This is a genomic window from Arthrobacter sp. ISL-95 (genome assembly GCF_018613695.1).
Classification (GTDB): domain Bacteria; phylum Actinomycetota; class Actinomycetes; order Actinomycetales; family Micrococcaceae; genus Arthrobacter.
In genome coordinates, this window is record NZ_JAGGPR010000009.1 from 1 (window position 1) to 25,902 (window position 25,902).

General features: G+C 61.3%; 31 protein-coding genes, 1 tRNA gene and 1 pseudogene. 15 read left to right on the forward strand and 18 right to left on the reverse strand.

Translation table 11 applies throughout. The annotated features are described in order from the left end of the window. Positions 1-94: 94 nt before the first annotated feature. Entirely contained in the window at positions 95-652 is a 558-nt protein-coding gene (locus J7I86_RS13915) for a GNAT family N-acetyltransferase (protein ID WP_214820757.1), read from the reverse strand. A 172-nt stretch (positions 653-824) separates the two neighbouring features. Between J7I86_RS13915 and J7I86_RS13920 the strand changes: the two genes are divergently transcribed. From J7I86_RS13920 to J7I86_RS13940, 5 genes and pseudogenes are all read left to right on the forward strand, one after another. Then, the gene (locus J7I86_RS13920) at positions 825-2,267 is read left to right on the forward strand and encodes a GntP family permease (protein ID WP_214820759.1); all 1,443 of its coding nucleotides are present in this window, start codon (positions 825-827) and stop codon (positions 2,265-2,267) included. A gap of 43 nt (positions 2,268-2,310) precedes the next feature. Further along, entirely contained in the window at positions 2,311-3,561 is a 1,251-nt protein-coding gene (locus tag J7I86_RS13925; protein ID WP_214820761.1) for a CaiB/BaiF CoA-transferase family protein, read from the forward strand. Continuing rightward, on the forward strand, positions 3,558-4,550 hold the full coding sequence (locus J7I86_RS13930) for a hydroxymethylglutaryl-CoA lyase (RefSeq protein WP_214820762.1): 993 nt from the start codon (positions 3,558-3,560) through the stop codon (positions 4,548-4,550). Before J7I86_RS13925 ends, J7I86_RS13930 begins: the two co-directional genes overlap by 4 nt. A 2-nt stretch (positions 4,551-4,552) precedes the next feature. Continuing rightward, a pseudogene (locus J7I86_RS13935) lies at positions 4,553-5,263 on the forward strand (NAD(P)-dependent oxidoreductase). Beyond that, on the forward strand, positions 5,260-5,721 hold the full coding sequence (locus J7I86_RS13940) for a glycerate kinase (RefSeq protein WP_286179790.1): 462 nt from the start codon (positions 5,260-5,262) through the stop codon (positions 5,719-5,721). Before J7I86_RS13935 ends, J7I86_RS13940 begins: the two are co-directional and overlap by 4 nt. Here the strand turns inward: J7I86_RS13940 and J7I86_RS13945 are convergent. The 4 genes from J7I86_RS13945 to J7I86_RS13960 form a co-directional block, all read right to left on the reverse strand. Beyond that, the gene (locus J7I86_RS13945) at positions 5,687-6,136 is read right to left on the reverse strand and encodes an SRPBCC family protein (protein ID WP_214820763.1); all 450 of its coding nucleotides are present in this window, start codon (positions 6,134-6,136) and stop codon (positions 5,687-5,689) included. The genes J7I86_RS13940 and J7I86_RS13945 overlap by 35 nt on opposite strands. 78 nt (positions 6,137-6,214) lie before the next feature. Then, a complete protein-coding gene (locus tag J7I86_RS13950; protein WP_214820764.1) occupies positions 6,215-6,508 on the reverse strand; it encodes a DUF4287 domain-containing protein in 294 nt (97 codons plus the stop codon). A 139-nt stretch (positions 6,509-6,647) separates the two neighbouring features. Then, on the reverse strand, positions 6,648-7,547 hold the full coding sequence (locus J7I86_RS13955; RefSeq protein WP_214820765.1) for a diacylglycerol kinase family protein: 900 nt from the start codon (positions 7,545-7,547) through the stop codon (positions 6,648-6,650). 45 nt (positions 7,548-7,592) lie between these two features. After that, positions 7,593-7,739 carry a hypothetical protein gene (locus J7I86_RS13960; protein ID WP_286179791.1) on the reverse strand — a complete coding sequence of 49 codons (147 nt, stop codon included), beginning with the start codon at positions 7,737-7,739 and terminating at the stop codon, positions 7,593-7,595. 128 nt (positions 7,740-7,867) lie between these two features. On the opposite strand from J7I86_RS13960, the gene J7I86_RS13965 reads away from it, so the two are divergent. After that, positions 7,868-8,959 carry an acyltransferase gene (locus J7I86_RS13965; protein WP_214820766.1) on the forward strand — a complete coding sequence of 364 codons (1,092 nt, stop codon included), beginning with the start codon at positions 7,868-7,870 and terminating at the stop codon, positions 8,957-8,959. Between the two features lie 7 nt (positions 8,960-8,966). Here J7I86_RS13965 and J7I86_RS13970 read toward each other — a convergent pair whose 3' ends face one another. Both J7I86_RS13970 and J7I86_RS13975 read right to left on the reverse strand, forming a co-directional pair. Further along, complete coding sequence (locus J7I86_RS13970) at positions 8,967-9,326, reverse strand: iron chaperone (RefSeq protein ID WP_286179792.1); 360 nt, start codon at positions 9,324-9,326, stop codon at positions 8,967-8,969. 25 nt (positions 9,327-9,351) lie between these two features. Then, positions 9,352-10,143: an IclR family transcriptional regulator gene (locus J7I86_RS13975; protein ID WP_214820767.1), complete on the reverse strand. Its 792-nt coding sequence runs from the start codon at positions 10,141-10,143 to the stop codon at positions 9,352-9,354. Between the two features lie 58 nt (positions 10,144-10,201). Between J7I86_RS13975 and J7I86_RS13980 the strand changes: the two genes are divergently transcribed. After that, positions 10,202-10,879: an ABC transporter ATP-binding protein gene (locus tag J7I86_RS13980; protein WP_214820769.1), complete on the forward strand. Its 678-nt coding sequence runs from the start codon at positions 10,202-10,204 to the stop codon at positions 10,877-10,879. Between the two features lies 1 nt (position 10,880). Next, on the forward strand, positions 10,881-12,413 hold the full coding sequence (locus J7I86_RS13985; RefSeq protein ID WP_214820771.1) for a DUF6297 family protein: 1,533 nt from the start codon (positions 10,881-10,883) through the stop codon (positions 12,411-12,413). A 34-nt stretch (positions 12,414-12,447) separates the two neighbouring features. On the opposite strand, the gene J7I86_RS13990 is transcribed toward J7I86_RS13985, so the two are convergent. After that, positions 12,448-13,299, reverse strand: a complete 852-nt coding sequence (locus J7I86_RS13990; RefSeq protein ID WP_214820773.1) for a PhzF family phenazine biosynthesis protein — start codon at positions 13,297-13,299, stop codon at positions 12,448-12,450. 73 nt (positions 13,300-13,372) lie between these two features. Here J7I86_RS13990 and J7I86_RS13995 point away from each other — a divergent pair, with 73 nt between their 5' ends. Continuing rightward, a complete protein-coding gene (locus J7I86_RS13995; RefSeq protein ID WP_214820775.1) occupies positions 13,373-13,795 on the forward strand; it encodes a DUF1801 domain-containing protein in 423 nt (140 codons plus the stop codon). A gap of 138 nt (positions 13,796-13,933) precedes the next feature. Here the strand turns inward: J7I86_RS13995 and rplI are convergent, their stop codons facing one another. The 4 genes from rplI to rpsF form a co-directional block, all read right to left on the reverse strand. Further along, positions 13,934-14,386: a 50S ribosomal protein L9 gene (gene rplI, locus J7I86_RS14000; protein WP_024818808.1), complete on the reverse strand. Its 453-nt coding sequence runs from the start codon at positions 14,384-14,386 to the stop codon at positions 13,934-13,936. Between the two features lie 18 nt (positions 14,387-14,404). Next, a complete protein-coding gene (rpsR, locus tag J7I86_RS14005) occupies positions 14,405-14,644 on the reverse strand; it encodes a 30S ribosomal protein S18 (protein WP_003800144.1) in 240 nt (79 codons plus the stop codon). Positions 14,645-14,772: 128 nt separating this feature from the next. After that, complete coding sequence (locus J7I86_RS14010; RefSeq protein ID WP_011776754.1) at positions 14,773-15,354, reverse strand: single-stranded DNA-binding protein; 582 nt, start codon at positions 15,352-15,354, stop codon at positions 14,773-14,775. A 50-nt stretch (positions 15,355-15,404) separates the two neighbouring features. Further along, complete coding sequence (gene rpsF / locus J7I86_RS14015; RefSeq protein WP_011776755.1) at positions 15,405-15,710, reverse strand: 30S ribosomal protein S6; 306 nt, start codon at positions 15,708-15,710, stop codon at positions 15,405-15,407. Between the two features lie 232 nt (positions 15,711-15,942). Here rpsF and J7I86_RS14020 point away from each other — a divergent pair, with 232 nt between their 5' ends. Then, complete coding sequence (locus tag J7I86_RS14020) at positions 15,943-16,281, forward strand: YnfA family protein (RefSeq protein WP_214820777.1); 339 nt, start codon at positions 15,943-15,945, stop codon at positions 16,279-16,281. 62 nt (positions 16,282-16,343) lie between these two features. Here J7I86_RS14020 and J7I86_RS14025 read toward each other — a convergent pair. Beyond that, positions 16,344-16,426: transfer RNA gene (locus tag J7I86_RS14025), tRNA-Leu, on the reverse strand. Positions 16,427-16,543: 117 nt separating this feature from the next. Here J7I86_RS14025 and J7I86_RS14030 point away from each other — a divergent pair. Both J7I86_RS14030 and J7I86_RS14035 read left to right on the forward strand, forming a co-directional pair. Beyond that, positions 16,544-16,708, forward strand: coding sequence for a hypothetical protein (locus J7I86_RS14030; protein ID WP_214820779.1), 165 nt, complete (start codon positions 16,544-16,546; stop codon positions 16,706-16,708). Between the two features lie 26 nt (positions 16,709-16,734). Beyond that, positions 16,735-17,394, forward strand: coding sequence for a DUF1345 domain-containing protein (locus J7I86_RS14035; RefSeq protein WP_286179794.1), 660 nt, complete (start codon positions 16,735-16,737; stop codon positions 17,392-17,394). A 106-nt stretch (positions 17,395-17,500) separates the two neighbouring features. Here J7I86_RS14035 and J7I86_RS14040 read toward each other — a convergent pair whose 3' ends face one another. The 3 genes from J7I86_RS14040 to J7I86_RS14050 all read right to left on the reverse strand — a co-directional run bounded on the left by J7I86_RS14040 (position 17,501) and on the right by J7I86_RS14050 (position 21,361). Beyond that, a complete protein-coding gene (locus J7I86_RS14040; RefSeq protein WP_214820780.1) occupies positions 17,501-18,907 on the reverse strand; it encodes an amino acid permease in 1,407 nt (468 codons plus the stop codon). A gap of 221 nt (positions 18,908-19,128) precedes the next feature. Then, positions 19,129-20,436: a M18 family aminopeptidase gene (locus J7I86_RS14045; protein ID WP_214820781.1), complete on the reverse strand. Its 1,308-nt coding sequence runs from the start codon at positions 20,434-20,436 to the stop codon at positions 19,129-19,131. A gap of 37 nt (positions 20,437-20,473) precedes the next feature. After that, positions 20,474-21,361: an intradiol ring-cleavage dioxygenase gene (locus J7I86_RS14050; protein ID WP_214820782.1), complete on the reverse strand. Its 888-nt coding sequence runs from the start codon at positions 21,359-21,361 to the stop codon at positions 20,474-20,476. A 165-nt stretch (positions 21,362-21,526) separates the two neighbouring features. Here J7I86_RS14050 and J7I86_RS14055 point away from each other — a divergent pair, with 165 nt between their 5' ends. From J7I86_RS14055 to J7I86_RS14065, 3 genes are read left to right on the forward strand one after another with little or no spacing between them, the layout of a single operon-like run. After that, positions 21,527-21,976: a hypothetical protein gene (locus J7I86_RS14055; protein WP_214820783.1), complete on the forward strand. Its 450-nt coding sequence runs from the start codon at positions 21,527-21,529 to the stop codon at positions 21,974-21,976. Continuing rightward, positions 21,973-22,713, forward strand: a complete 741-nt coding sequence (locus J7I86_RS14060; RefSeq protein ID WP_214820784.1) for a cyclase family protein — start codon at positions 21,973-21,975, stop codon at positions 22,711-22,713. Before J7I86_RS14055 ends, J7I86_RS14060 begins: the two co-directional genes overlap by 4 nt. Before the next feature lie 53 nt (positions 22,714-22,766). Next, entirely contained in the window at positions 22,767-23,537 is a 771-nt protein-coding gene (locus J7I86_RS14065; protein ID WP_214820785.1) for an IclR family transcriptional regulator, read from the forward strand. Here J7I86_RS14065 and J7I86_RS14070 read toward each other — a convergent pair. Together J7I86_RS14070 and J7I86_RS14075 are read right to left on the reverse strand one after the other, a co-directional pair. Continuing rightward, positions 23,484-24,269, reverse strand: a complete 786-nt coding sequence (locus tag J7I86_RS14070) for an IclR family transcriptional regulator C-terminal domain-containing protein (protein ID WP_214820787.1) — start codon at positions 24,267-24,269, stop codon at positions 23,484-23,486. The two genes, J7I86_RS14065 and J7I86_RS14070, sit on opposite strands and share 54 nt — an antisense overlap. Before the next feature lie 136 nt (positions 24,270-24,405). Beyond that, positions 24,406-25,848, reverse strand: coding sequence for an amino acid permease (locus J7I86_RS14075; RefSeq protein ID WP_214820789.1), 1,443 nt, complete (start codon positions 25,846-25,848; stop codon positions 24,406-24,408). Positions 25,849-25,902 lie beyond the last annotated feature (54 nt).

Sequence of the window (25,902 nt, forward strand, 5' to 3'; positions counted from 1 at the left end):
GACAATCAGCACCAACAGGATCGCCAACTCAAGCTTCCGATATCGCGCAGAGCGCTTTTGTCGGGTTTTCGAAGGTAAGCCCTTTTGGGCCGCCTCACCCTGCCTCGTGCTGGCTTGGATCGATTCCAACGGCCCCATCACACACTCCCCCGGTCGGCGCTTCTCTGGACCATGCTAAGGCGGAAGGACGTCCCCTGGGGTCAGGACAGGGCCGCGCCGCCCTCAGCAGGACCCCTTCGCCGCCGTCGAACCTTACCGAGTGAAATGCGGGGCCCCGCGCCACCTCCTGGAACCCAAACCCACGGTGCAGGGTCAGCGAGGCATGATTGCTGGCGTTGACCACAAACCAAGCGACCTCGGCCCGCTCCCAAATCCACTGCACCCGCGCGCCCGTCAGCTCAGCTGCGATCCCCCGCCGTCGAAAATCCGGCCGCACGGTGACACCTCCCAAGTAATGCCCGGGAAGCGCGGGACCGTCGCCATAGTCCCAAAGGTGCGTTTTGGCCCAACCCACGACGCTGGAGCCTCCCCTTCCAATTCCCTCACCAGCGCGTCGACCACTATTACGAGCACCGACTATGAGCCAGTCAGGCGCTAAGGTGCGAGTCGTCGCCGAGCGCAGCTGGGAAGGGGGCCGCGGCGTGGCGGGCATCGCGAAGCGGGCACGGCCCCCTTCCCAGCGGAGCGACGTATCTCCACCTAGTTTCGGGAAAGGCTTGCATTATGAGTTCAAACTCATAATATGGGATGAGTGATGTGGCCTGCCTCACGGTGCGCATCAGATTCCAGCCTTCAGTGCGGAAGGCCCAACGATCGGATTTTCCATGTCAGACATTGCTGTTCTGATCAACACAGCTGTCGCGGTTCTGGCCGCTGTGCTGTTGATCGTCCGCTTCCGGGTCAACCCGGTGATTTCCCTGATCCTCGCCTCTGTCTACCTCGGCCTGGCGGTGGGCCTCGGCGTAGAAGAGACCGTCAAGACCATTACTGGCGGGTTCGGCGAGATCATGGTGGACGTCGGTTTGCTCATCGCGTTCGGCGTCCTGATGGGCTCAATCCTCAATCAGAGCGGTGCCATCCGCCGGCTCGTGGAACACCTCCTCAAGACCTTCGGCCCCAAGCGCCTCCCCTATACCATGGGCTTGGCCATCGGCACGGTCCTGCAGTCGATCTTCCTGGACGTCCTGTTGGTCATCTCGGCGCCGCTTGCCCGTAAGTTGGCCCCCAAAATCGGCAAGCTCGGCACGGCGCGGATGGCTACGGCCATGGCCATCGCCCTTGAGTGCGGCATCGTCTTCACGGTTCCTGGCGTCGCTTCACTCGCACTGGCGGGCCTCCTGAACGTGCCGCTCGGCAAGATGCTCCTGTTCGGCTTGCTCCTGGTGATCCCCACGATCATCATCTCGATTGCCATCATGACGTTCCTGTTCCGCCGCGGATTCTGGAATGAAGCCAAGGACGAGGACCACACGTTCGTCACTGAGGAAGACAACGAAGGCGAGGAACCCGCTGATAGCGGCCAGGCGCCCGCGCCTTCCCCGGCCAACAAAGAGCCGGGAACTGCAGCATCCAGCGCCCAACCGGCCGGCGGAAGCGTCGCCGTCGTTGAACGTGAGCGCAAAGAAGCCCCGCTCGTCCTGCTCTTCGCACCGCTGCTGACTTCCCTGCTCCTCATTGGCGCCGGGGCAATCCTGGAGATCTCCGAGATCCAGCTCCCCTGGCTCCAGCTCCTCGGCGAGCCCGTGATTGCCCTGCTGATCGGCCTGATCGGCACGTGCCTGGTTACCCGCTCTGCAATCGGACAGAAGAAGGTCGAGGAAGCCATCGCTGTGGGCTTCAAGGAAAGCGGCCAGATCCTCATCCTGACCGGTGTGGGTGGAGCGCTTGCCGCAACCGTCGCAGCTGCCGGTTTGGGCGACATTCTGGGCGGCTTCTTCTCCGCGAGCACCGTAGCCCCGCTGCTGGTGGTCTGGGCCATCGCCGCTGTGCTGCACATCGCCGTCGGATCCGTAACGTTATCCGCCATCACGGCGGCCGGGTTGCTGGCACCCATCGCACCGGCCATCGGCCTCGATCCGGTATTGCTGGCCCTCGCCGCCGGCGCGGGATCGCTCTTCATGGTTCACGTCACCAGCAACACGTTCTGGCTCCTGCAGTCACTTTTGGGCCAGAGTGTGAGGGGTGCACTCAAATCGGTCACGGTGGGAGTGTCCGTAGCCTCCGTGGTGGCGATTCTGCTGATCCTGCCCATGAGCCTGCTGTTCTGACCGGCCCCGCCAACCGCCTACCCACCACGCACGAAAGAAGACCATGACACACCAAACAATCGCCCCTCTGGACGGCGTCCGGGTCCTGGAACTCGGCAACTACATCGCCGCACCCACGGCAGGCAGACTGCTGGCAGACTTCGGAGCCGAGGTCATCAAGGTTGAACGGCCCGGAACCGGCGACGAATTGCGCAACTGGCGCCTGCACAAGGGCAACACGTCCATGCTGTACCGCACGTTGAACCGCAATAAGAAGTCCGTGGTCCTGGATCTGCGCACTGACGCGGGTAAGCAGGCAGTGCTGGAGCTCGTTGCCAAGTGCGACATCCTGCTGGAGAACTTCCGTCCCGGCACGTTGGAAAAGTGGGGTTTGGGCCCGGAAGTCCTCAACAAAGCGAACCCGGACCTGATCGTCACGCGGATTTCTGCCTTCGGGCAGACAGGCCCGTTGTCCGAGCGGCCCGGTTTCGCTGCCGTCGCCGAAGCGTACGGCGGCTTCCGCAACCTGGTGGGCGACCCGGACCGCGCGCCCGTTCGTGTTGGTGTCTCGATTGGCGATTCGATCGCCGGCCTGTACGCCGCCTTCGGCTCCATGATGAGCCTCTACCAGCGTGAAGCACGACGCCGGGAGTCGGCGGGCGCTGTTCCGCTCACCGAGCGGATCATTGACGTGGCACTGAACGAAGCCATGTTCTCCATGATGGAATCGCTGATCCCGGACTATCAGGCATACGGCGTGGACAGGCAACGTGTGGGCGGCCGCATGGAGGGCATCGCCCCTTCCAATGCGTACGTGTGCAAGGACGGCGCGAGCATTGTGGTGGCAGGCAACGGTGACTCCATCTACCAGCGGTACATGCAGACCATTGGCCGCCCGGACCTCGCAGACGACCCTTCCCTGCAGTCAAATGCCGGGCGATGGGCGCAGCGCGAAGAATTGGATCAGGCGATCGGCGAATGGGCAGCGACGCTTTCAGGTGCTGAGGCCCTCACGGCTCTCGAGGCCGCCGGTGTTCCTGCCGGCCCCATTTACACCGCGGCGGACATCAGCACTGACAGTCAGTACGCCGCCCGCAACATGATCCAGAAGTTCGACGTTTCCACGGGCGAGGAAATCCTCCCAGGCGTCGGGTTCCCGGGCATTGTTCCGGTCATCGGGGACCAGTCACTACCCATCAGGAACCTCGGCCCGGACCTGGGTGAAAACACGCAAGAAATCCTTGGCGGACTCCTGAACATGGACGCCGCACAGATCAATGCGGCTTCCGGCCGCGAGGAGGCCCTCCGAGCATGAACCGTTTTGAAAGCCCCCTGGCCACTACGCTCGGCAACGTCATCCTCAGGGACGTCACGCTGCGCGACGGCCTTCAGCTCACCGGCAAGCTTTTGCCAACGGAGCAGAAGATCGAGACCGTGCGCGAGCTGCTGCGCCTGGGAGTGCCAGCAATTGAACTGGGCTCCATGGCCCGCGCGGACCTGGTCCCCACCATGGCCAACACATTGGAAGTGGTCCAGGCCCTCACCCCGGAGGAACTGGAGAAGTGCTGGATCTGGGTGGCAACACCGGGTCACGTGGCCAAAGCGTCTGCCGCTGGTGCGCGGAATTTCCAGTACTGCTTGTCAGCCTCGGATTCGCATAACAAAGCGAATATCGGGCGCACCACTGATGAGAGCCTGGCCGCGTTGCCCGAGGCCATTGAGTACGCGCGCGCAGTGAATGGTCACATCCAGCTGTGCATAGCCACGTCCTTCACCTGTCCTTTCGAAGGCTATGTTCCCGAGGAGCGCGTCCTCTCCATCGCCAACGATCCCCGCGCTGAGGGCGCCACGGATATCGTCATTTGCGACACCTTGGGGCAAGCCGCTCCCGCGCAGGTATCCCGACTGATAACCCGCGTGAAGGACGAGTCCCCTGCGCGTCGGGTTGTGTACCACGGCCACGACACCTGGGGTTTGGGGGTTGCCAATACGCTGGCCGCCATCCAGGCGGGCGCTGCCATGGTGGACGGCGCCCTCGGCGGGCTGGGTGGCTGCCCGTTCGCGCCCGGCGCCAGCGGCAATACCTCCAGTGAAGACATCCTCTTTGCAACCCGTCCTGAGTGGCTCACTCCGGGTATCTTCGCGGATCTTGTGGCGCTTTCTGAGAAACTGTTGGCTGAACTGGGTGAGCCGAACCGTTCCAAAGCAGCCCAGGGCGCCCGGTCCAAGGCGGCGGCCTTTAACTGGGTCATTCCGTCCAGCCAGTCCTCCGCTGCTCAGGTTGCCTCCGATGGAGGCAACTAAGCGTGGGTCATGATTTCCTGCTCACCACGGCCATTCCGGAACCTGGACTACAACTACTGTCCGACGCCGGTCAGGTCACCGTCCTGCCCGAGCCGCCTGACTACGCGACACTCTCTGCGCTCTGCGCCTCTGGCGACTACGACGTCGTGCTGACCCAACTTCGCGACGTCATCGATGGGCCGCTGCTGGCGAATGCCCGCGTCAAGGGTGTGTCCAACTACGCGGTGGGCTACAACAACATCGACGTGGACGCCGCCACCCGGTGACCGCCCTGTCAGCGATGAAGAACTGGGAGAATTCGCCGGCAAGGTCCGGCAGGTACCGTGGGAACTCGTGCAGCGCAGCGATTTCCTATCCCTGCACGTTCCGCTCAGTGAATAGACCCGGCATCTTGTGGATGCTTCCGTCTTGCAGCGCATGAAGCCCGATGCCATCCTCATCAACACCGCCGTGGCCCTGTGGTGGACGAGTCCGCTCTCGTTGAAGCCTTGCGCAACGACGTGATCGCGGGCGCCGGCCTTGATGTGTTCGAGGACGAGCCACAACTCGCTCCCGGCCTCGCCGAGCTACCCAACACGGTCCTCCTCCCCCACGTCGGGCGCGCCACCGTCCCTGTGCGTGCCGAAATGGCCAGGCTCAGCGCCCTCAACGCGATCGCCATGGCCGAAGGACGACTGCCGGTCCACCCCGTCAACCCCCTGGTGCGAGCATGAACATCCTGGTGGCCCCCGACAGTTTCAAGGGAACGTACACGGCGGCTGAGGTTGCGGCGGCCATCGCCGCAGGAATTCACGACGGCGGCGGCTCGGCTAGGCAGCTTCCCGTCGCCGATGGCGGTGAGGGGACTTTCGACGCACTCTGCCGCAGTTTGCGCGCATCCCCGGTGAGCGTCGACGTCGTCAATTCCTGGGGTGAGCCGAAGCGGGCCATCTTGGGGCTGGCCGCGGACGGAGGCGCCGGCGCTGTGCGGGCCATCACCGAAAACGGTGGTCTTGGCAATGCCCGGATAACGGTGCTGTCCGTGTCGGCTCTGTTCATGAGGATCTGGGCAGCTACGCGGAGAATTTTGCAGACGTTATTGTTGCAACCGACTTCGAAGCACTGCGTGCTGCCGGTGAGGCCATCGCGTCTGCCCTCTAGCTTTTCCGGCCTGCCCCGCCCGCAGCCATGAGTTCCAGCCGCCTCAGGGTTTCGCGGTTCCTTACGGAAATCATGGGATCGCGCAGGGCCTTGGGCACCACTTTTCCCGGGCCACGCACGGCATCCTCGGAGATGGAGACCCTGCATTGGGAGCCGCCGAGGTCCTCCAGCGTGATCAGCACCTTGGCCTCGCCCAACGGCCAACCCCTTGCGAGAAGCTCCAGTTTTTGGCCGGGTTCCATGCTTGTCACGCGGGTGCTGTCATCAATCAGGAAAGGCCAGGAGCCCACGGAATGGTGCAACTGAGCCCCAACTTGCGGCCATTGCTGGTCCACGTCGCGGATTCTTGAGGCACCCACTACCCAGCCGGAATAGAGCCAACCATCTTCGATGACTTTCCAGACGTCAGGGGCAGGGGACTTGAACAGCTGCGTCACGGTGGACATGGTGTTCCTCTCTGCATGCCATCAGGTATGAGCTAACACTAAGCTAAGCATGCTTAGTGTTAGCTCGCCACCATCGCATCAGGGACTAGGGTTGCTGGCCTTGCCGTCCAGCCAGAGCATGTCTGACTCGTCCCGGTGAGTTCCGTCCGAACCCACATGCTTGCTGTCGATTTGAGGGCCCTTCTTGATGACGTGTACCAGGGCCATTCCGTGGCCACGGCCAAGATCGTAGTCAGCTTTGAGCCATTCAAGAATGGTCCCGGCTTTCACAGCAGGGCCATTGAATCCCTTGGTTTCCGCAATTTCAACCAGTTGCCGCGGGGTGAGCCCGGTTTTGTCTTCAATAGCATCAAGGTAAGCCTGGAACGACATCCGTGTCGCCTTTCGTCGTTACTTCAACGGGCGGAATTGTTAGTACGTGCGGACATCCTATCGGCATGAAGGCATCAGCTCATTGAGCTCAGACGATAGGTGGTCACAGCCGCCTGCGGCCCCTGCAGGCTAGACATGGCTATCCGAGGGTGGCCAGGGCCTGGGGGGCGCACTCCACTCTGACCTTGACGTCTGCCTCAACGGACTTCACTTCGCCGTCCATTTGGTACGGCAGCGGCTTGAGGGTTGTGAATTCGTAGCTGCTCACGCTCGGCTGATCGCCCAGACCTTGCGTGGTGGCCTTCAGAGCAGTCAGGAGAGTGCGCCATTTGGGCATGTGCGGGAAAACAATCACCTCGAATTTGCCATCCGACGGGTGATCCTCTGCTTCGCTCAACGTGGCGTACTTGGCCATTTCGTTGATATTGGCGAAGACGAGGCTGTCGAACTTTCGGCGCTTCCCATCTGGCAGGCGAACACCAAAGGGCTCGAACTTGGAGAAGGTCTGAATAACGGTGATCATTTCCTTGAGGGCGCCCTTGCTGCCCTTTTCGAGTTCGGTTGCCACCACCGGAGTGAGGCCGAATCCGATGTACGAATGCGCGTACTCCAGGGGCTCATTCTCCTTTTGCCCTGTGTGAATGCGAAGGAGGTCGATGTTATGGACCCGCCCCTCCGCAATGGCCTCTTCCAACGGTTTTGTCCCGATGATCCGGCTATGGTCATTGGCATTGCCGGCGGCCCTGACTGCGCAGACGGCATTCGGATTCCCGGCCTGCATTACACCGTTGACCACCTCGTTGTAGCCGCCATCGCCACTCACCGAGACCACCAGGACGTCGCCACCCTGAGAGGCCGCTTCCCGCGCGAGGTCCACGGCATGCCCAGCGTGCTCAGTGGGCTGGAGCGTGATTTCGGGATGATACGTGAGCAGCTCCCTCAGCTTGTCATGCAGCTGCTGCGCCAACTCCGGCGCGTCCCCGGTGCTGTTGGGATTGAAGATGATGACAATCGACTCAAAGGTCCGTGCAGAATCCATACGTGCTCCTCCTAGGTGCGCCCGCTTAACTACTACCCACTGCGCTTAGGCGTCAATCAGGTGCCGGGTGGAGAAAGCGATGAAGGGGCGGCCAGCTCTCATTTGCTCGTCCAGCTCCTTGAGTTTGTCACGATAGCCCGTCACGGAGAAGTCGAGGGTCCACCACACGCATTTACGAAGGATCCACACCACCGCGCTGTGTAGACCAAGTAGATGGTGTGGCCGGACCAAACCCCCCTGGGCCGGTCACACTATTTACACGATTGGCATGAACCCTGCCGTGATGCCTCAAGGCGCGCAGTGAAGCCTGAAAGGGATTTGTGGAAAAGCTTGAGTCATCCTTCTTGTCCGCCCGCTACTGGCCGCAGCTGGACGGGCTCCGAACCGTCAGCATCGCAATAGTCCTCGTCTCGCACATGAGCGACCCCCACATCTGGGGATTTCTCAACGGTTCAATGGGAGTGACTCTCTTCTTTGTCATCAGCGGCTTCCTGATCACATCGCTCCTGATCCGCGAGGAACGCCGACGTGGCCGAGTCTCGATCTTTCAGTTCTATGTCAGACGAGCCTTTCGCATCCTGCCGCTTTACTACATTGCGCTCTCTACAGCCGCAGCGGGCGTCTTTCTATTCGGGCTCGGTGAGGGTTCGGCCAAATTTGCGGAGCGGCTACCGCTGCTGGCAACGTTCAATGGAGATCTCGCCAGCGGCGGCAGCTTCGTCCACAGCTGGTCGCTCGGCATCGAGGAAAAGTTCTACATCGTGTGGCCGTTCCTCATGTTCGCCATACCGCTGATAAAAAGGCATCGGCTGGCGACAGCCACCGTTTTGCTCGCCCTCGCTTCCGCGGCCAGCTACCTTGAGGGCGCGCGTTACTTTGGGATTTACACCGCCATTCTCGCCGGTTGCGTCCTTGGCCTCACCATGCACACCCACCGGGGATTCAGGATTGCGTCAAAGCTCTCCCGGCCCGGAGTGGCTGCCGCGCTCATCCCTGTAGCAATCGCCGCTTACATTCTTGACCCGATCCTCCCCGGCGGCCACGAGAGCGGCAATGCGCACGTCCTGTTCTCCTTCACCGTTGCGCTTCTTTTCCCTTCATTCATCCTCGCCACATCGCCACTGACAAGGGTGCTGAGTTGGAAGCCTGTCGCTTTTCTCGGGACCAGGACGTATGCGATTTACCTTTTCCACCCTTTCTGCATCGACGTGGTTAGCATGGTTATCCCTGCTGACCAGCGGAATTTTGGGCTGGCGATTGTCAGGCTCTTGCTGGCCGCCGTCTTGTCATTCGATGTTGCGGAGGTTCTAGCCCGTGCCGTCGAACAGCCTCTGATTCGGATAGGGAAGCGGCTCACATCCGCCGCGAGGCGCACGCATGCTCGGTCTCCAGAACCCGCCAAAGAGGCCTAAACAGGCATCAGTGCTCCATCTTCTTCTCTGCCGCGAGTTGGGCAGCGACTTTGGCGATCACATCGAAGGGAATTTCTTCGGCCAGCGAGAATTTCAGGGTCCCCTTGCCTGATAAGTACGGGGCCAGCTCCGTGGCTAGACCTTCATCGCCACGAGGGACCGGATAGACCGAGATGTGGTGCGCCCATGCCGCAAAGTACACCACGTAATGCCCGTCAATGGTGATGGTGGGAATGCCATAACTAATCATCTCCCCTGCATCCGGCACGGCGGCGTGGATGGCTCTGCGGATTTCCTGAAGGACGTCCTGCGTGGCCTCCGGTTGGGCGGAGATGTACGCGTCCACGGTTGGTGGTTTTTCAGGCATCGTCAATCTCTCCCTACGGTTGAAGTTAGCTCTCGCCGGGGAACCGGCCCCCTATGAGCCTGGTCATGTGCTCCGCTGTAGCGAGAAGGGGTTCCACCCAGGCCTCGCACGTTTCCAGCGGCATGCGAAGGGTTGGTCCGCTGATGGTTACGGCTCCCACCAAGCCCGCGGCCGAGTCGAATACAGGTGCAGACAGGCCGGACGCCCCGTCCTCCCTCTCGCCTACAGTGATCGCAAACCCGTCCGCATGGGTCTTCTTTACGGCGGCAACAAGTTCCTCGGAGCTGGTGATGGTGTAGTCGGTGATCGACTCCAAAGGGTCCCTCAAAACAGCTTCCATCAGTTCAGGAGACCACGCGAGCAGCACCCTGCCCGCTGATCCGGCGTGAAGCGGAACGATCTTGCCCAGGTGCATCTCGCGGCGGAGTGCGTGATGAGTGTCCGCCATGGCCACGCAAACCCGGTAGTGCTGCTCGGCCTTAAAGAAACAGGCGGTCTCACCGGTGGTATCCCTCAGGGTCTTAAGCAGCGGAGTCAGGATGTCCACCACCTCCATACCCCGGGTTGCAGGTGCCGCCCAATAAGCCATCCTCATACCGATGCGGTACGCGTCGTCCTCGCGGTCAAGGAAGCCCTGCGAGGTCAGATTGGTGACAAGTCTCTGCACCGTGGACGTGGGCATGCCCGTGAACTCGCGGATATCGGCAAGCTGAAGCACCGGCTTGGACAAGGAAAAAGCATCCAGGATGGACGTGATTTTGCCCAGGACAAGCAAAGGGTTGCCGGTGGCCTTCGCGGAATCATCGGGTGCTGACATACGACTCACGCTAAACGCTGCAGTGGGGTGACGCCAATCCCGCCGATAGGGTAGCACCATGGGGACAGTTTTGGAGGCCGAAGGTCTATGGGTCGGCTATGCCGGGGTTCCGGTTTGCGGGGAAGTTTCCGCGTCGGTTAAGGCCGGTGAAGTCTTGGGAATCGTCGGTGTCAACGGTGCAGGAAAATCGACGGTAGCCAAGACCATCGCAGGACGGCAGACCGCCTTGGCCGGAGACGTGAAGGTCCACGGCCTCCTCATCGATCCGGACGCTGTGCCGTTCCGCCGGCAGGTCTCCGCCGTTTTTGACGACGACCTCTTCTTTCCGTCCCTCACTGTCCGCGAACACTTACTCCTCATCGCCCGTGGGCACTCCCTGGAGGACCCCGAAGCCCGAGTTGAGGAAGAGCTGGAATTCTTCGGGCTGCTGGGCAGGGTCCATGCCATCCCTGATGCTTTGTCTTCCGGCCAGCGTCGCAGATTGCTGCTCGCCGCCGGACTCATCCGCCCGTCGTCGCTCCTGATCCTGGACGAGCCGGAACAGCGACTCGATCCCCGGATGCGTGTAGCCCTGGGTGAGCGCATCGCCGCGCACGCCCAAGACGGTGGCGCTGTAGTCCTGGTGACGCACGATCCAGAACTGCTGCTCGCCACAGCCTCCACGTGTTTGGTTATTGATGAGGAAGTCCGGGAGTTTGATCCGGAGCAAGGGGCCTCGATCATTGCCGGCTCCTGACATGCTCGCCCCTGAACGTTCGCCTCAGCACCGGGAGCTGGCCTCTGAGATTGTCCGGTTCACCCGCCGATCTGCCAGACGCTATAAACGCAGCCGGGTCTCGTGGGGAACCCGCCTTGTTGATGCCTACAGTTGGGGACTGGGCATTGGCGTTTCCCTGACCATTGCGGCCTCGTTCGTCTTGGCATTGCGGAACGAGATCGCAAACCGTGCCACCACCACCGGCAGCATCATCGGAGAGCAGTGGCTCGTCCTGCCGGAACCCGTGTTGTGGACGTCCATGACTTTCGCTGCCCTCGTGGTCATCAACAACCTTGCCCGGAAGCTTGGACCGATGTCCGTGAATGGAGCAGAGAGCACCTGGTGGCTGACACTCCCCGTAGACCGCAGGCCCATGGTGCTGCCGCCCTTCATTCGCAAGGTCGCGCTCACTGCAGTTGGCTCAGCCGTGATCTACCTGCCCTTCAGCATGGTCACCGCCGTTGACCGGGCTCCCCTGGAGCACCTGCTTGCTTCGCTCACCTTCGGCGTTGCGGGGGCCGTTGCGGTGGTTCCGGCGGCCGTCCAGCAGTTTGCCCTCCAGGGCCCACGTTTTGGCAAGACGATCACTGCTGCCCTGCTTCTTGCGTGCTCCGTCCTTCCGGCGTTTTCATCCTCACCGTGGCCCACAGCGCTGGTGGCCGTTGCCGTCGTCGGACTCTTTGCCATGGTGGTGCCACGCGCCGGCCAGGTGCGGGGTGACGAACTGGTTCGAGGCGGCGCCGTCGCCGGGCACGCCGGCGCATCACTGTTCATGATGGACTCCAACGAGGTACTTCGAGCTCTTGGCGGCAACCGCAAAGCCGTCGACGGCGGCAGGGCAGCCAGGTTCTACGCCCGCCCTTCGCGGGGCCCGCTGAGGGCCCTGATCCGGGCTGATCTGGTGGCCTTCGTCAGACTCAATCCGCCTTTGATGCCACCGATTCTTTGGTTGCTCGCCTGCATCTCCACACTGCTCGTGGAAGGTGGGCTGCCCGAGTTCGCCCAGTTGGCGGTGATCGTGATCGCCGGCTGTGCCACGGCTTCGGGCCTGGGCGGTGTGGCCCGCAAAACAGCGTTGGTTCCTGAACTCGACGCGATGCTTCCACTGCATCAGGCACTGGTGCGGACAAGCAGGACACTCATGCCGTGCCTGGCGATGTCTGCATGGATGGCCGTGCTCTGTGGGTTGTTGGTTCTCTTAGGTGCCGCTGATCCCTGGCTGATGGGAGTAGGCGCCTTGGCCGGGGTCGGCATGGGTGCAGGGACTCTCCGCGCAGCCACCAGGATCCCGCCGGATTGGACCGCTCCGCCGGTTGAAACTCCGTTCGGTCCGGTTCCGCGGGCTCAACTCGGCTCACTGATGCGCGGGCTGGACGTGACCATCCTGGCCATGGTTCCGCTGTTGGTGGCGCTGTACCTTGGCTACGTGCCGATATCAGTGGTGGCTGTGCAGGTGGTCTTCAGTGCAGGCATCTTCCTGCTTGTGGTGCTGACCCGCCCTCAGCGGATCTGACGGGTTAGGGCAGAACCGTTTAGAGGAGCGCCGTTTAAAGGAGCACTGTGCCTTCGATGCAAGTTGCCGACGCTCCACCAACCCAGATCTCACCATCTTCCGCTTTCACATGAATCCGGCCCGCCCTGCCCAGGACAGTACCCTGAGCGGCCACGTACTCCTCGGGAGCCCTCCCGCTTCCGATCAGCCACTGGGCCGCTCCGGCATTGAAACTTCCCGTCACCGGGTCCTCCACCATGGCGTCTCCCGGGATGAAGGTACGGACTTCAAAGTGGACGGCGGCATCCGGCTCATGAGGGCCAATGACCCCCACTTTGAGGTCACCCATGGCAGCGAGATCGGGCTCGACGGCCAGGACCTGCTCCGCTGAACCAAGAAGAACGCCGATCCATGTAGGCCCGTTGACCAACCACGACGCATCGAGCAGGGCCTCCTCGGGTAGCTGCAGGCCAGCAGCCAACTGTGCCCGGGTATCGTCATCCACCGGGCCGAATCGGGTCAGCGGCGGGGCAGCGAAAGCCAAGCGACCGGCGTCGTGCTTGACCCGCACCAAACCCGCGCCGCATTCCTGAACCAGCACGCCATCCGTCTTGGGCACTCCGCCGGCCTGCAACCACGTGTGCGCAGAACCAAGCGTGGGGTGACCGGCGAAAGGGAACTCCTCACTGCCCGTGAAGATCCGTACCCTGTAGTCCGCTTGGGCATGGGTGGGCGGGAGCAGGAACGTCGTCTCAGAGAGGTTGGTCCAGTTGGCAAAGTGCTGCATTGTCTCCGTGCTGAGGCCTTCGGCTTCGACGACGACGGCAAGCGGGTTGCCGAGGTAAGGCACCTCGGAGAAGACGTCCACTTGGTGGAACGGGCGGATTCGCAGGGCTTCTGAAGTCACCGCTGAAGGCTATCACCGGGGTGCTCGCCGGTTTTTACTGACGCACCCGTAACGCGTCTGCGAAACTACCCCTATGGCAGAGAACAAGACCCAGCCCACGGACGTCTCCGTGGAAGAATTCCTGGCAGCTGTGGAGCATCCCAAACGGCGCGAGGACGGCTTCGAGTTGCTGGACATGATGCGCGACATCACCGGCCAGGAGGCGGTGATGTGGGGCCCATCAATCGTTGGCTTCGGCAGCTATCACTACAAGTACGAGACCGGCCGCGAAGGCGACTCAGCCGCCGTCGGATTCTCTCCGCGCAAGACCAACCTGGCTCTCTACGGACTGACTTACGGCCCGGACGCCGACCGCCTGCTTCCCGAGCTCGGCAAACACAAAACCGGGGCCGCTTGCCTCTACGTCAACAAACTCGACGACGTGGACCGGGACGTCCTGGCCGAGATGATCCGCACGGGCTACAAGCACGTCATGGAGGAGCTCCACACACCCTAATCCCCGCACCGAGTTGGCATTTAAATGGCAGTCGGAGCGCTCCGGATCGTCATTAAAAGGCATCTCGGCGGAGAGGTGGGAAGCAAAAGGCCCCCACCACCGGAAACCGGTAGCGGGGGCCTAGGGTGCAGTCAAAGACTACTTGCTGGCTACGACCTCGAGGTCGATGACAGCAGAAACATCCTCGTGCAGGCGAACGTTAGCCGTGTACGAACCAACAGACTTGATGTGGTTCGGCAGTTCAACGTTGCGCTTGTCGATGGCGCCGAGGCCAGCGGCCTCAACAGCAGCAGCGACATCAGCAGGCTTGACGGTGCCGAAGAGACGACCGGACTCGCCGGCCTTCACCTCGAGCTTGACCTTCTTGGAGGAGAGAGCCTGGGCCTGTGCCTGTGCAGCTTCAACGGAAGCGTGCGCACGAGCGGCGCGAGCAGCCTTGATGGACTCAACCTGCTTCTCGCCACCCTTGGACCAGGTCAGAGCGAAGCCGCGGGGCAGCAGGAAGTTACGTGCGTAACCGTCCTTGACCTCCACAACATCGCCAGCAGCACCGAGACCGGTTACTTCGTGGGTCAGAATGAGCTTTGCCATGTTAGTTAATCCCTTCCCTTAGCCGCGGCCAGCGCCGGAGTAAGGCAGCAGAGCAACTTCGCGGGCATTCTTGATTGCCTGGGCGATCTTGCGCTGTTCCTGAACGGTAACGCCAGTGACGCGACGAGCGCGGATCTTTCCGCGGTCGGAGATGAACTTGCGCAGCAATGCTACGTCCTTGTAGTCGATGACGGTGATGTCAGCGGCCTTCAAGGGGTTGGACTTTGGTTTGGGCTTACGGAGTTCAGCCTTAGCCATCGTGGAGCTCCTTTTCTATGGAGCCCGTGGATATTGATCCACGGGATGGTGGTGTTCGACGGCGATTTTCACCATGGTGCCTTTCGGCAGTTCCGGTGAGTGTCCGGCGTCGGACGTTTATTTGGTGTTTAGAAGGGAGGTTCGGAATCCGGGCCGTTGCCCCAGCCGCCAGCGTTGCTGACACCGGGCGTAGCCCAAGGGTCATCCTGCTGTTGTGCGGGCTGGTTGCCGCCCCAGGTTCCACCGGAGTTGCCGCCGCCCTGGTTTCCACCAGGAGCGCCACCTCCGAAGCCACCGGAATTACCGGCGTTACCGCCACCGAAGCCACCCTGGCCACCGCCGGAGCGCTGGGTACGGTTGACCTTGGCGTTTGCGTAACGCAGGCTCGGGCCGATTTCATCGACCTCAAGCTCGATTACGGTGCGCTTCTCGCCTTCTTTTGTTTCGTAAGAACGGCTCTTCAAACGGCCGGAAACGATGACGCGCATGCCCTTGGTGAGGGACTCGGCCACGTTCTCGGCTGCTTCGCGCCATACCGATGCGCGGAGGAACAGGGTTTCCCCGTCCTTCCACTCATTGGACTGGCGGTCAAAGGTCCGGGGAGTAGAAGCGATGGTGAAGTTCGCTACTGCTGAGCCAGACGGGGTGAACCGCAGCTCGGGGTCATTGGTGAGATTACCGATGACCGTAATAGTGGTTTCGCCTGCCATCTACTGCCTCCTTGTTCGTTCCTTCGGGGTAAAGACTTGGAAGGGGCTGATTACTCAGCAACGACCTTCTGGTCTTCAGGGCGGATGATCTTGGTGCGCATGATCGTCTCGTTGAGAGACAGCTGGCGATCAAGTTCCTTGGCGGTAGCCGGTGCTGCGGTGAAGTTCACCACGGCGTAGATACCTTCGGACTTCTTCTTGATGTCGTACGCCAGACGGCGACGGCCCCAGATGTCAACCTTTTCGATGGTTCCACCATCGGTGGTGATGACATTGAGGAACTTCTGAAGCGACGACTCTACGGTACGCTCTTCGACCTCGGGGTCGATGATTACCATCAATTCGTAAGGACGCATATGTGAACCCACCTCCTTTGGGCTAAGCGGTTACGGTATTTCCGTAACAGGAGGTTCATTTGCGATGCTGCGTTGGCGCTCCCCGGCCTAAAACACGGCAAGAGGGCGTTACACAGACTTCAATATCTTAGTGCATCTCCTGCACTCAAAGCTATTCGGCGGGATCTCCGGCCGAAACCCGCCTAGTCACGTATGTGGATAACCCGGGTCCACAGCACGCGATACTGGGGTTATGACCGTACTGAAGTCAATCGTGCTCTTCTTTTTCGCCGCCATCGCAGAAATCGGCGGAGCCTGGCTGATCTGGCAATCCGTACGCGAAGGCAAAGCATGGTGGTGGGCAGGACTCGGCATCATTGCGCTGGGCATCTACGGATTCTTCGCAGCCTTCCAACCCGAGGCCCACTTTGGCCGGGTCCTCGCGGCCTACGGCGGGGTGTTCATTGCTGGTTCACTGGCGTGGGGAATGCTCATGGACGGCTTCCGGCCCGACCGCTGGGATGTGATCGGAGCCGCCATCTGCATCGTCGGCGTTGGCGTCATCATGTTTGCGCCGCGCAATGGCAGCTGAGCACGGAAACAGGCCCGGGCACGACGAAACCCCCGGAAGATCACCTTCCGGGGGTTTCTTTGTGCGCGGAGGGGGACTTGAACCCCCACCCCCTTTCGAGGACTAGCACCTCAAGCTAGCGCGTCTGCCATTCCGCCACCCGCGCAAGGTGGTCAGGAGAATATGTTTCTTTTTTCTCCTTGACAGCGTCAAAGACACTAACACGAAGAACGGCAATCCGTGGATTCCTGTTGCGTTGGAAGCCTCCCGCTAGGGTGGGGCCATGGATGCCACACCCCTAAGCGCCTTGATTCTGACAGTCACCTTCTCCGCGATCGCCCTCTATGTCCTGTACTTCGTGATCCGCGCCGGCGTACGCGACGGCATTCTGCAAGCTGACAAGAAGCGGAGCGAGCAAGCGGATCCGTCACGCCAAGCGGACTTTTAAGCTCCTCCGCTGACTAAGGTGAGCACATGCACAACGTCAGGGTGAAGCGGAGCCGGCTGCGCTTTGTGGTCATGGTGCTGGCCGGCGCATTGGCGTTCGGGGCTGCCGGCGCCTCAGGCAGTTGGGTGGATGCTCCGGCAGTCGGCTGGGCCGCCGCCGCCCTGGTCTATGTGGTGTGGGTGTGGTTGGTGATCGCACGGCTTGATCCTGCGGAGACTCAGCACCATGCAACGTCCGAGGACCCATCGCGTGGCGTCACGGACGTGCTGATACTGATCGCCAACCTGGCCAGCCTTGCGGCTGTGGCCGCCGTCATCGTCGATTCGCACACGCAAGGAACGGGCGCACGTCTTTCATCTGCAGCCCTCGCCCTGACATGCGTGGGATTGTCCTGGATGTTGGTCCAAACCCTCTTCACGCTGCGTTACGCCGAGCTGTACTACAGCCAAGACGCCCGTGCCGGCGGTGAAGTGGGCGGCATCAGCTTCAACCAGGAACGCCCTCCGCAGTACACGGATTTCGCCTATCTGGCCACGAGTTTGGGTATGACCTACCAGGTATCGGACACCAACCTCGGCAATCACACCATCCGGCTCGAGGCGCTGAAACATAGCCTGCTGTCTTACCTGTTCGGAACCGTCATTCTGGCGGTCACCATTAACTTGGTCATCGGCCTGGCCCAGTAGCCGCGCGCCGGCGCCCCTAGAACGTGGGCACCCCTTAAAACAAGACAGGACAGCCGCCGTCGAGTGTTGACGGCGGCTGTCCTGCTATGGAAATAGACGACGCCGGTTAGGAACCAATCTTGGTGCGTTCGGCTTCTCCGCCAAGCGACGGGATGGAAGGGTTGTTGCCTTTGATGCGATAACGAAGCACGCCGATGCCCACCACAATCGCGGCCAACGCAAGCGAGAGGAACAGCGACTCGCGTGTGGACTCGATGATGACCATGCCGATGATGAGTGCCACGATGGCACCGATGGCAATCCACGTGAGGTACGGGAAGAACCACATCTTGAGGTCCAGATCCTTGGCAGCTGCACCCATTCGTTTGCGCAGGATGAGCTGCGAGGTTGCGATGACCAACCATACGAAGAGCGCAATGGCGCCCGAGGTGTTCACGAGGAACAGGAACACGGAGTCCGGGGCGATGTAGTTGGCGCCCACGGTGAGGAATCCCACCACGGTGGAAGCGAGCACTGCCGCGGCAGGAACGCCACGCTTGGAGATCTTCATCCAGGCCCGGGGTGCATCGCCCCGTTGCGAGAGCGAGAAGAGCATACGGCTGGCGGTGTAGAGGCCAGAGTTCAGGCAGGAGAGCACCGAGGTGAGGACAACGATGTCCATGATGGTGCCGGCGCCCGGGATTCCGTAGAGCTCGATGACGGCGACGTAAGGGCTCTTGGCGACGGAAGCGTCGTTCCAAGGCAACAGGGTCACCACGATGGCGATGGAGCCGATGTAGAAGATCAGGATGCGCCACACAGTGGACTTAACAGCCTTCTTGACGGCGTCCACCGGGTTCTCGGATTCGCCGGCAGCAATGGTGGCGATTTCGGCGCCGAAGAAGGAGAAGACCACCACGAGGATGCCCGCCAGGACTGCGCCCGGGCCGTTGGGCATGAAGCCGCCCTGATCCAGCAGGTTGGCGACGCCGGGGGCGGAAACACCCGGCATGAGACCGAGGATTGCCACGATGCCCGCGAGCAGGAAGATGACGATTGCCGCGACCTTGATGGAGGCGAACCAGAATTCGAACTCGCCGTAAGACTTCACTGAGCCGAGGTTGGTCAGTGTGAGGAGCACCATGAGAACAAGTGCCCAGATCCACTGATCGACACCGGGAACCCAGCGGTGCATGATGGCGGCACCGGCCGTGGCTTCGATGCCAAGGACGATGATCCAGAACCAGGCGTAGAGCCAGCCGATGCTGAATCCGGCCCAACGGCCGAGTGCCTTGTCCGCGTAGGTGGAGAACGAGCCCGTCTCAGGGTTTGCCGCAGCCATCTCACCAAGCATGCGCATGACGAGGATGACCACTAGGCCGGCAGCAAGGTAGGCCACGAGGATGCCCGGGCCAGCCTGCTGGATGGCGGCCCCCGAACCAACGAACAGTCCGGCTCCGATAACGCCGGCAATGGCGATCATGGAGAGGTGCCGTGGCTTCAGGGACTTGGAAAGCTGTTGGTCAGCGTGCATGGGTCGGCGCCGTCCTTTAGGTTTGGGGTTGGCCACAGTGGTGTGCCACGGGCCACATGACTAAATCACGCTAACCTGCTACACCGAACTGAATCCTGTGCAACCGAACATTTTGCATCCACCCAAACAGGGGGCATGCACAAAATGTAAACTCAGAGGCATCCAAAGTTTCCTATAGGAAACTTTTGCAATACCCCTGAAATGACTGCTTGAGGCTTCCGCTAAGCCATCGTGCCGAAGAAGAGCTCTACTACGGAGGCCAGACTCTTGGCATCCTCCACTCCGCAGAGCTCCCGCGCAGAGTGCATGGACAACAACGGGATGCCCACATCCACGGTCCGGATCCCGAGGCGGGTGGCAGTCAAGGGCCCAATGGTGGAGCCGCACGGGAGATCGTTGTTGGAAACGTACTCCTGGTACGGAACACCGGACTCATCGCAAAGCCGCGCCCAGAATGCGGCTCCCGCAGCATCCGTAGCGTAGCGCTGGTTGGCGTTGATCTTGAGCAGCGGGCCGCCGTTCAGCACAGGCCTGTTGGCAGGATCGTGCTTCTCCGCGTAGTTGGGGTGGACGGCGTGGCCGGCGTCCGCAGAAATGCAGAACGACGCCGCTATGGCCTGCCGCCTCTGGCTCACCGAAGCGCCAAGGCCGTCGGAGATGCGCATCAGAATGTCCTCAAGAATGGGTCCGCAGGCGCCGGAACGCGAATTTGAACCGATCTCCTCATGATCGAACGCCGCGAGGACGGCGATCGGGCCCGTGACCGGCACAGCCGAGCCGTGGGCTATCAGAGCCATCAGACCCGCGTGTGTGGAGGAAAGGTTGTCCAAACGGCCGGAGGCGAAGAACTCACCCTTGGCGCCGAAAACCGCAGGTGCCTGCGTGTCCGCCACAACGACGTCGTAACCGCCGATGTCTGCGGCATCAACAGTGGAGCCTTCCACGCGATCGGCGAGCAATCCCAAGAGGTCCTCGCCGGCAGGATCGCCCTGACCAAAGATAGGGTTCATGTGCTGCTGCTTGGACAGCTGGAGCCCGCTGTCATTGACGCCGCGATCCAAGTGGATGGCGAGCTGCGGGAAACGAAGGAGGGGACCAGTTGCCGTCAGATGCTGAGTGCCGTCGCGAATGACCAATCGGCCGGCCAACTGTAGCTCGCGGTCCAACCAGGAGTTGAGCAAGGGCCCGCCATAAACCTCCACACCCGCCTGCAGCCAACCGAATTTCCCGGTAGTGGGCTTCGGTTTCAGCTTGAACGACGGAGAGTCGGTGTGCGCACCAAGAATGTTGAAACCAGTGGTTGGGCCAGCGCCTTCGGGCGTTACCCAAGCAATGAGCGCGCCGTCACGGATCATGTAGAACTTACCTGCTCCGCCATCCCAGGGCTGCAGTTCGTCCAAACCGGTGAAGCCAACTGCGTCCAAGCGTCGTGCGGCCTCGTGCACCGCGTGGAAGCTGGACGGCGACGCCGTCACGTAAGCACCGAGGTCCTTGATGTGGTCAATTGCAGCGGGGGCATTCGAAGGCATGCCCCCGAGTCTAGCCCCGCTCTAGTTTCGGGGCAGTCTAAACGGTGACGTTCAGCGCGGCCGTGTAGCCGCCCGCAACCGAGCCGGACATAGTCGCCAATTGGTATATTCCCCCGTCATCCCCGAAGACGTTGTCCGAGGTCAGGGTGGTATTGGGGAAGGTCCGGGCACTGGACTCATATCCCGGACTTGCGTAAACCTCCTTGCAGGCAGGCTCATTGAGCGCAATTTGAGACACCGCCAGGACTTGCCCGGCAGCGGTCATTTTGCTCATGGATTCAAATACCTCAAAGTGAACATGAGGCCAGCGGCCCTTGTACGCACCAGGGTAGATAGTGCTGAAGGTAAGTTGCCCGTTGGTGTCCGCTTCCTGCACACCGCGGAGGTAGTTCTCGTTCTCAAGGCCCGAATCGTAGAGCGAGTACTTGCCGTCCTGGTCGCAGTGCCAGGCATATACGGCGGCGCCGGCCAAGGGGGCGCAACCGTTGGAATTGTCCAGAAGCGTCAGCGTAACCGTCAACGGCACGCCCTCGGCTTTGGTGGTAGACGTGCCAAAGCTGGATCTGATATCGCGACGAACCACTCCGGAAGCCTCAAGCACGTTTGGGCCATTGGAGCCGTCGCCCGGGTAGGGCCCCAACGTCTCCTCCGGGATCTCCACGCCGCACTCTGCGAAGGCGCGGGTCACGGTACTCGTGGCCGACGCTGAAGATGACGCAGCCGCAGTCGTGCTTGCCGTGGCGGCGGCAGTAGAGCCGGCCGTGCTCGACGACGATGCGCTGCCGCCTCCCGCACTTGGCGTGCAGGCAGCGAGTGCTGCGACCGTGCCTGTGCCGAACAGGACCCCTAGGCTGCGACGCCGACTCAGGAGAGTGGAGAGGTCAAACTCAAGGCCGCGATCGTGATGGGGGCGTGGAGTGGTCATACATCCATGAAACGCGTCGCGGCTATGGGTTGTACATGGGGAAACTGTGCCTGAACTGTGAAACCCACACGGCAGGTGTGCAGAATAGGCATTTCGATATGCTTGTAATGCTCATCACGTCATGGCACGATATCTCAAAGACACACTGACGGAAGGGTCCTCAAAATGAACATCGAACTTAAGACGGTGCGTAAGCTCCGCATTCACTGGCCCATTCCCACGGAGATCCTGACTCGCCTCGCGGGCGGCGACCTTCAGGCGTTGAACTCGGACGCCGGCGTCACCTCCCTGTTGGAAGAGCTGCAAGCCACGCCGGAACTGGGCGGTTTTGGGAATTATCACCACGTTTTCGAGTCTTCAGCAGGATTCGAAGGATTCACCGTGGGTGAAGGGGCCAACCCCACTCTCGGCACAATAGGCCAGCGGACAATCTCACCCACATTCGTGTTCACCACCTACTTTGACGACTCCCTGGATCAGAGCACTGTTCAAGCCCTGGTTCAACGAATTGTGGACATCCACCCGTGGGAAGTTCCCGTCATTGAGGTCTCAGGACCACTCAGCGTTTCCAGCAGCGCCGTAGCCGCTCACGCAGAATCGAGGATGGCGTCATGAGCTCTCCCCTATGGCATGAGCTGGCGCCACTTCTCCTCAACAGAACATACACAGACCTGACCCATGCATTTCATCCCGGTCAGCCCCACTTCCCCGCGTTTCCCGACGAAACCAGGGAAACCCTCTTCGATCTGGAAAAGGGAGATGGATTCACTGCACACCGGTACTCGATTGTGGGCCAGTGGGGCACCCACGTGGATCCGCCCTCGCATTTTGTCCGCGGCGGGAGGACTCTTGATCAGCTCCCCGTTGAAGAGATGATCTTGCCGTTGGTGGTCCTGGACATCAGCAGCCGGGTTCTCGCAGATCCGGACGCCACACCCAACCTGGACGATGTCCTGGAGTGGGAATCGCGCAACGGGAACATCCCCGCAGGTTCATTCGTGGCACTGCGCACTGGATGGAGTCGCCGCTGGCCGGACACCACGGCCATGGCCAACCGCGACGACGCCGGGATAAGCCACACTCCCGGGTGGTCCCGCGAAGTCCTGGAGTACCTGATTGAAAAGCGTTCAGTCACTGCCCTCGGGCACGAACAAACGGATACGGACCCCGGAATGGCCACCTCACGCCAGGATTTCAGCCTGGAAACCTACGTGCTCGCCCAGGACAAATGGCAAATCGAGCTGATGGCCAACCTGGAGCACGTTCCGGAGGCGGGGGCCGCTCTGATTGCCACTTGGGCAAAGCCGCACGAGGGCAGTGGCTTTCCGGCCAGGGTCTTCTCCATCCACTAGGCCTAGCCACCCCGCTTGCACGCATGCCACAAGCGGGTGGCTAGAATCGACCCATGTCAAAGACCTCCAGCATGGGCCGTGGAATGTTGGCGCTCCTCGCTGTCGGAGAACGTCATGCAGAAGGATTCGACGGCGGCACTGTTGCTCACGTCGCAACCCGCTTGGGCAAAGACCGCAGTCAAGTGTCACGGAGCCTGAAAGGTGCGCACCAGGAAGGCTTCCTGAGGCGGACCGAGCAACGTGAATACAGCTTGGACTGGTCTGTCCTGACAGACGCTCAACTGGTGACTGAGCAGCGGCTGCAGACCGACGGCCTCGCTGCGCTGGAAGGCTTGGCCACCGAAACCAACGAAGCCTGCTTTCTGGGCGTGCTCAGTGGAAACAGTACGGTGACCATCGGTGAGCAAGTTCCGGAAAGTGCCAATTTGGTGGGTTCCTGGCTGGGCCGCCCCTACCCCGCCTACTGCAGCGACGCCGGCCAAGCACTCCTCTGGAATGCCGACGAAGCTGAGATACGGAAAATCTTTGATGGCGTTGAGTTCGTCAACCACGGACCCAACACTCCAGCGTCAGTGGAAGATTTTCTGGACCGGCTCGGCAAAGCGCGTGAGCGCGGATATTCAGTAGTGGATGAAGAGGCCGAACCCGGACTTTACTCGTTGGCGGCGCCCATCAGGGACTTCAAGGGAGAGGTGGCAGCTGCCCTGCAGATCGTTGGTCCCAAGGCACGCATCGAACCCCAGCGGGAGACGTTCGCCATAGCGCTGGGCTCATGGCGAGAGTGGCTTGAGGCCCAGGTGGGCGGGCGAACCCAACCGCAGTGAAGTCGCCTGAAGAACCGCCGCAATTTCCGGGGCGGCGGCCTCAAGGCTTGACCGGCTTCCCAAGACGCTGAGGGCCGACACAATCCGGCCTCCGGCCTCGCGGATCGGGACAGCTAACTCCCAGACGCCGTGTTCGAACTCTTCGGCGGCAAGAACGAATCCCCGGAGGCGGTCGCGTTCCATGAGCCCTGCGACCTCCGATGCTGAGTGCGCCGCTGCCGGTCCGCCGACACCAATGAAGTTGACGTCAGCGAGCAACGACTCGATTTCAGTGACGGAATGATCCCACAGCAGCGCCCGGCCCGAGCCCGTGCACCACACCGGCGTCACCATGCCCGGCTTGGCGAACCCACCCAGCACTGAGTTGTTGGTTGACGAGCGCAGCAAGAGAACCCGAACGCCGTCGCGCACTGAAAGCCGTGACCTCAACCCGAAGGCCGACACCAACTCTTCCAGCTCCCCGCGTGATTGAAGGACCCATCCTGCATTGAGGGAAGCAGCCAGGCTGAAAAATCGCGGGCCGGTCCGGAAGGGACCCCGGTCCACGCGCTCGAGCAGCCCCAAATCACACAGCTCCTGGGCCAAGCGGGACACGCGGCTTTGTTCCATGTCCAACTCCGCGGCCAACTGCGACACTCCCAGGAGTTGGCGGCCCTGCTTCTCTCGGTCCGTGACCAAGCGAACAAGACGAAGGCCCTGCGACAAGGACGACGCCTCGGGTGACACATCCACGAATCCGCTCCTTCCACCAAGCGCTCACGCAATTCTCACACGCGCGGCAGGAGGGCAGGGTCATTAAGGCGTCCCCGTACAACAAGCTCCGCGGCCGGACATGGGGTCCGGCCGCAGAGCCGATTGAAGGACTGGATCAAGCAGGGGGCGTTGCCTTGGACTTCCGGCCATACCGGAAGTGGAAGAACAGGTAGCAGGCGGCCACGAAGGGAATCCCGAAGTACAGGGCGGCAATCTGGGAAGGGTCAAAAGCGATACCGACGAGGGAGATCAGGCAGAGCGCAAAGGCCAGGATAGGCACCAACGGATAGAGCGGGGCTTTGTAAGCAAGGTCCGCCACGCGCCCGCCGTTGCGGACGAATGCCCGGCGATGAAAGTAGTGGGATGCGGTGATGGACATCCACACACCCACCACAGCAAAACCTGCGATGGAAACGAGGGCCAGATACACGATCTCCGGTGCAGCCACACTGCTGACCAGGGACGCCAAGCCGCCAACCATGCTGACAGAAAGGGCTATCAGGGGTATCCCGCGCCGCGTGAGACGCTTGAAGGCCTTGGGGGCGTGACCTTCATCGGCCAGCGAGTAGAGCATGCGTGCACAAGAGAACAGGCCGCTGTTGCCGGCGGACAAAAGTGCGGTAATGATGACGAAGTTCATGATGTCTGCTGCAAAAGGTATGCCGACGGAAGCAAAGACCGTGACGAAAGGGCTCTCGTCCAATCCCACCTGATCGAAGGGCACCGTTGCGGCGATCACAGCGATGGCGCCAACGAAGAAAATCAGGAGCCGGATCACGGTACTGCGCATGGCTTTGGGGATGCTCCGGGCCGGGTCCTTGGTTTCCCCGGCTGCTACGCCAATGAGTTCAGAGCCGGAGAAAGCATAGAAGACAGCCAGTGCTGTCACCAGGACGCCGGAAAATCCATTGGGGAACAGCCCACCCGAAGTATTGAAATTTTCGAAGAGGAACGGGTGGCTGGTGGACTCGGACATTGGATGGAAGCCGAACAGGGCAGCCCCGCCAAAGATGATCAGGGCGATGATTGCCCCCACCTTGACTATGGAGAACCAGAACTCGGACTCTCCAAAGAACTTGGAGGAGAAGGCGTTGAACCCGAACAGCATGGCGGCGAAAACGAGGCACCACATCCACACCTCAATGTCCGGGAACCAGCGCTGCATGAGCAATCCGGAGGCTGTGAATTCAGATCCGATTGCTACTGCCCAACAAAGCCAATAAAGCCAGGCCGTGGTGAAACCCGTAGCCGGGCCAATGGAGCGGGAAGCATATATGTGGAAAGCGCCGGACACAGGGTAGGCAATGGCCAGCTCTCCGAGGCAGGACATCACCAGGTAGACCACAAAGGCGCCCACCAGATAGGCGATGACGGCTCCGAGGGGGCCCGCTTGCGAGATGGTGTAGCCGGAGCTCAGGAACAGTCCTGAACCAATGACTCCTCCCATTGCGATCATAATCAGGTGCCGTGGGCCCATTGACCGCCGCAGGCCGGTCTCCACTGGGGCGGGCATGGCGTCCGATGGATCGTCCAGTTTCAGGGGTGTAGAAGATTCCATGTCTTGTCTCCGTTACGTGACAGATGCGAACGGCACGCCGTGTCTGCTGGAGGG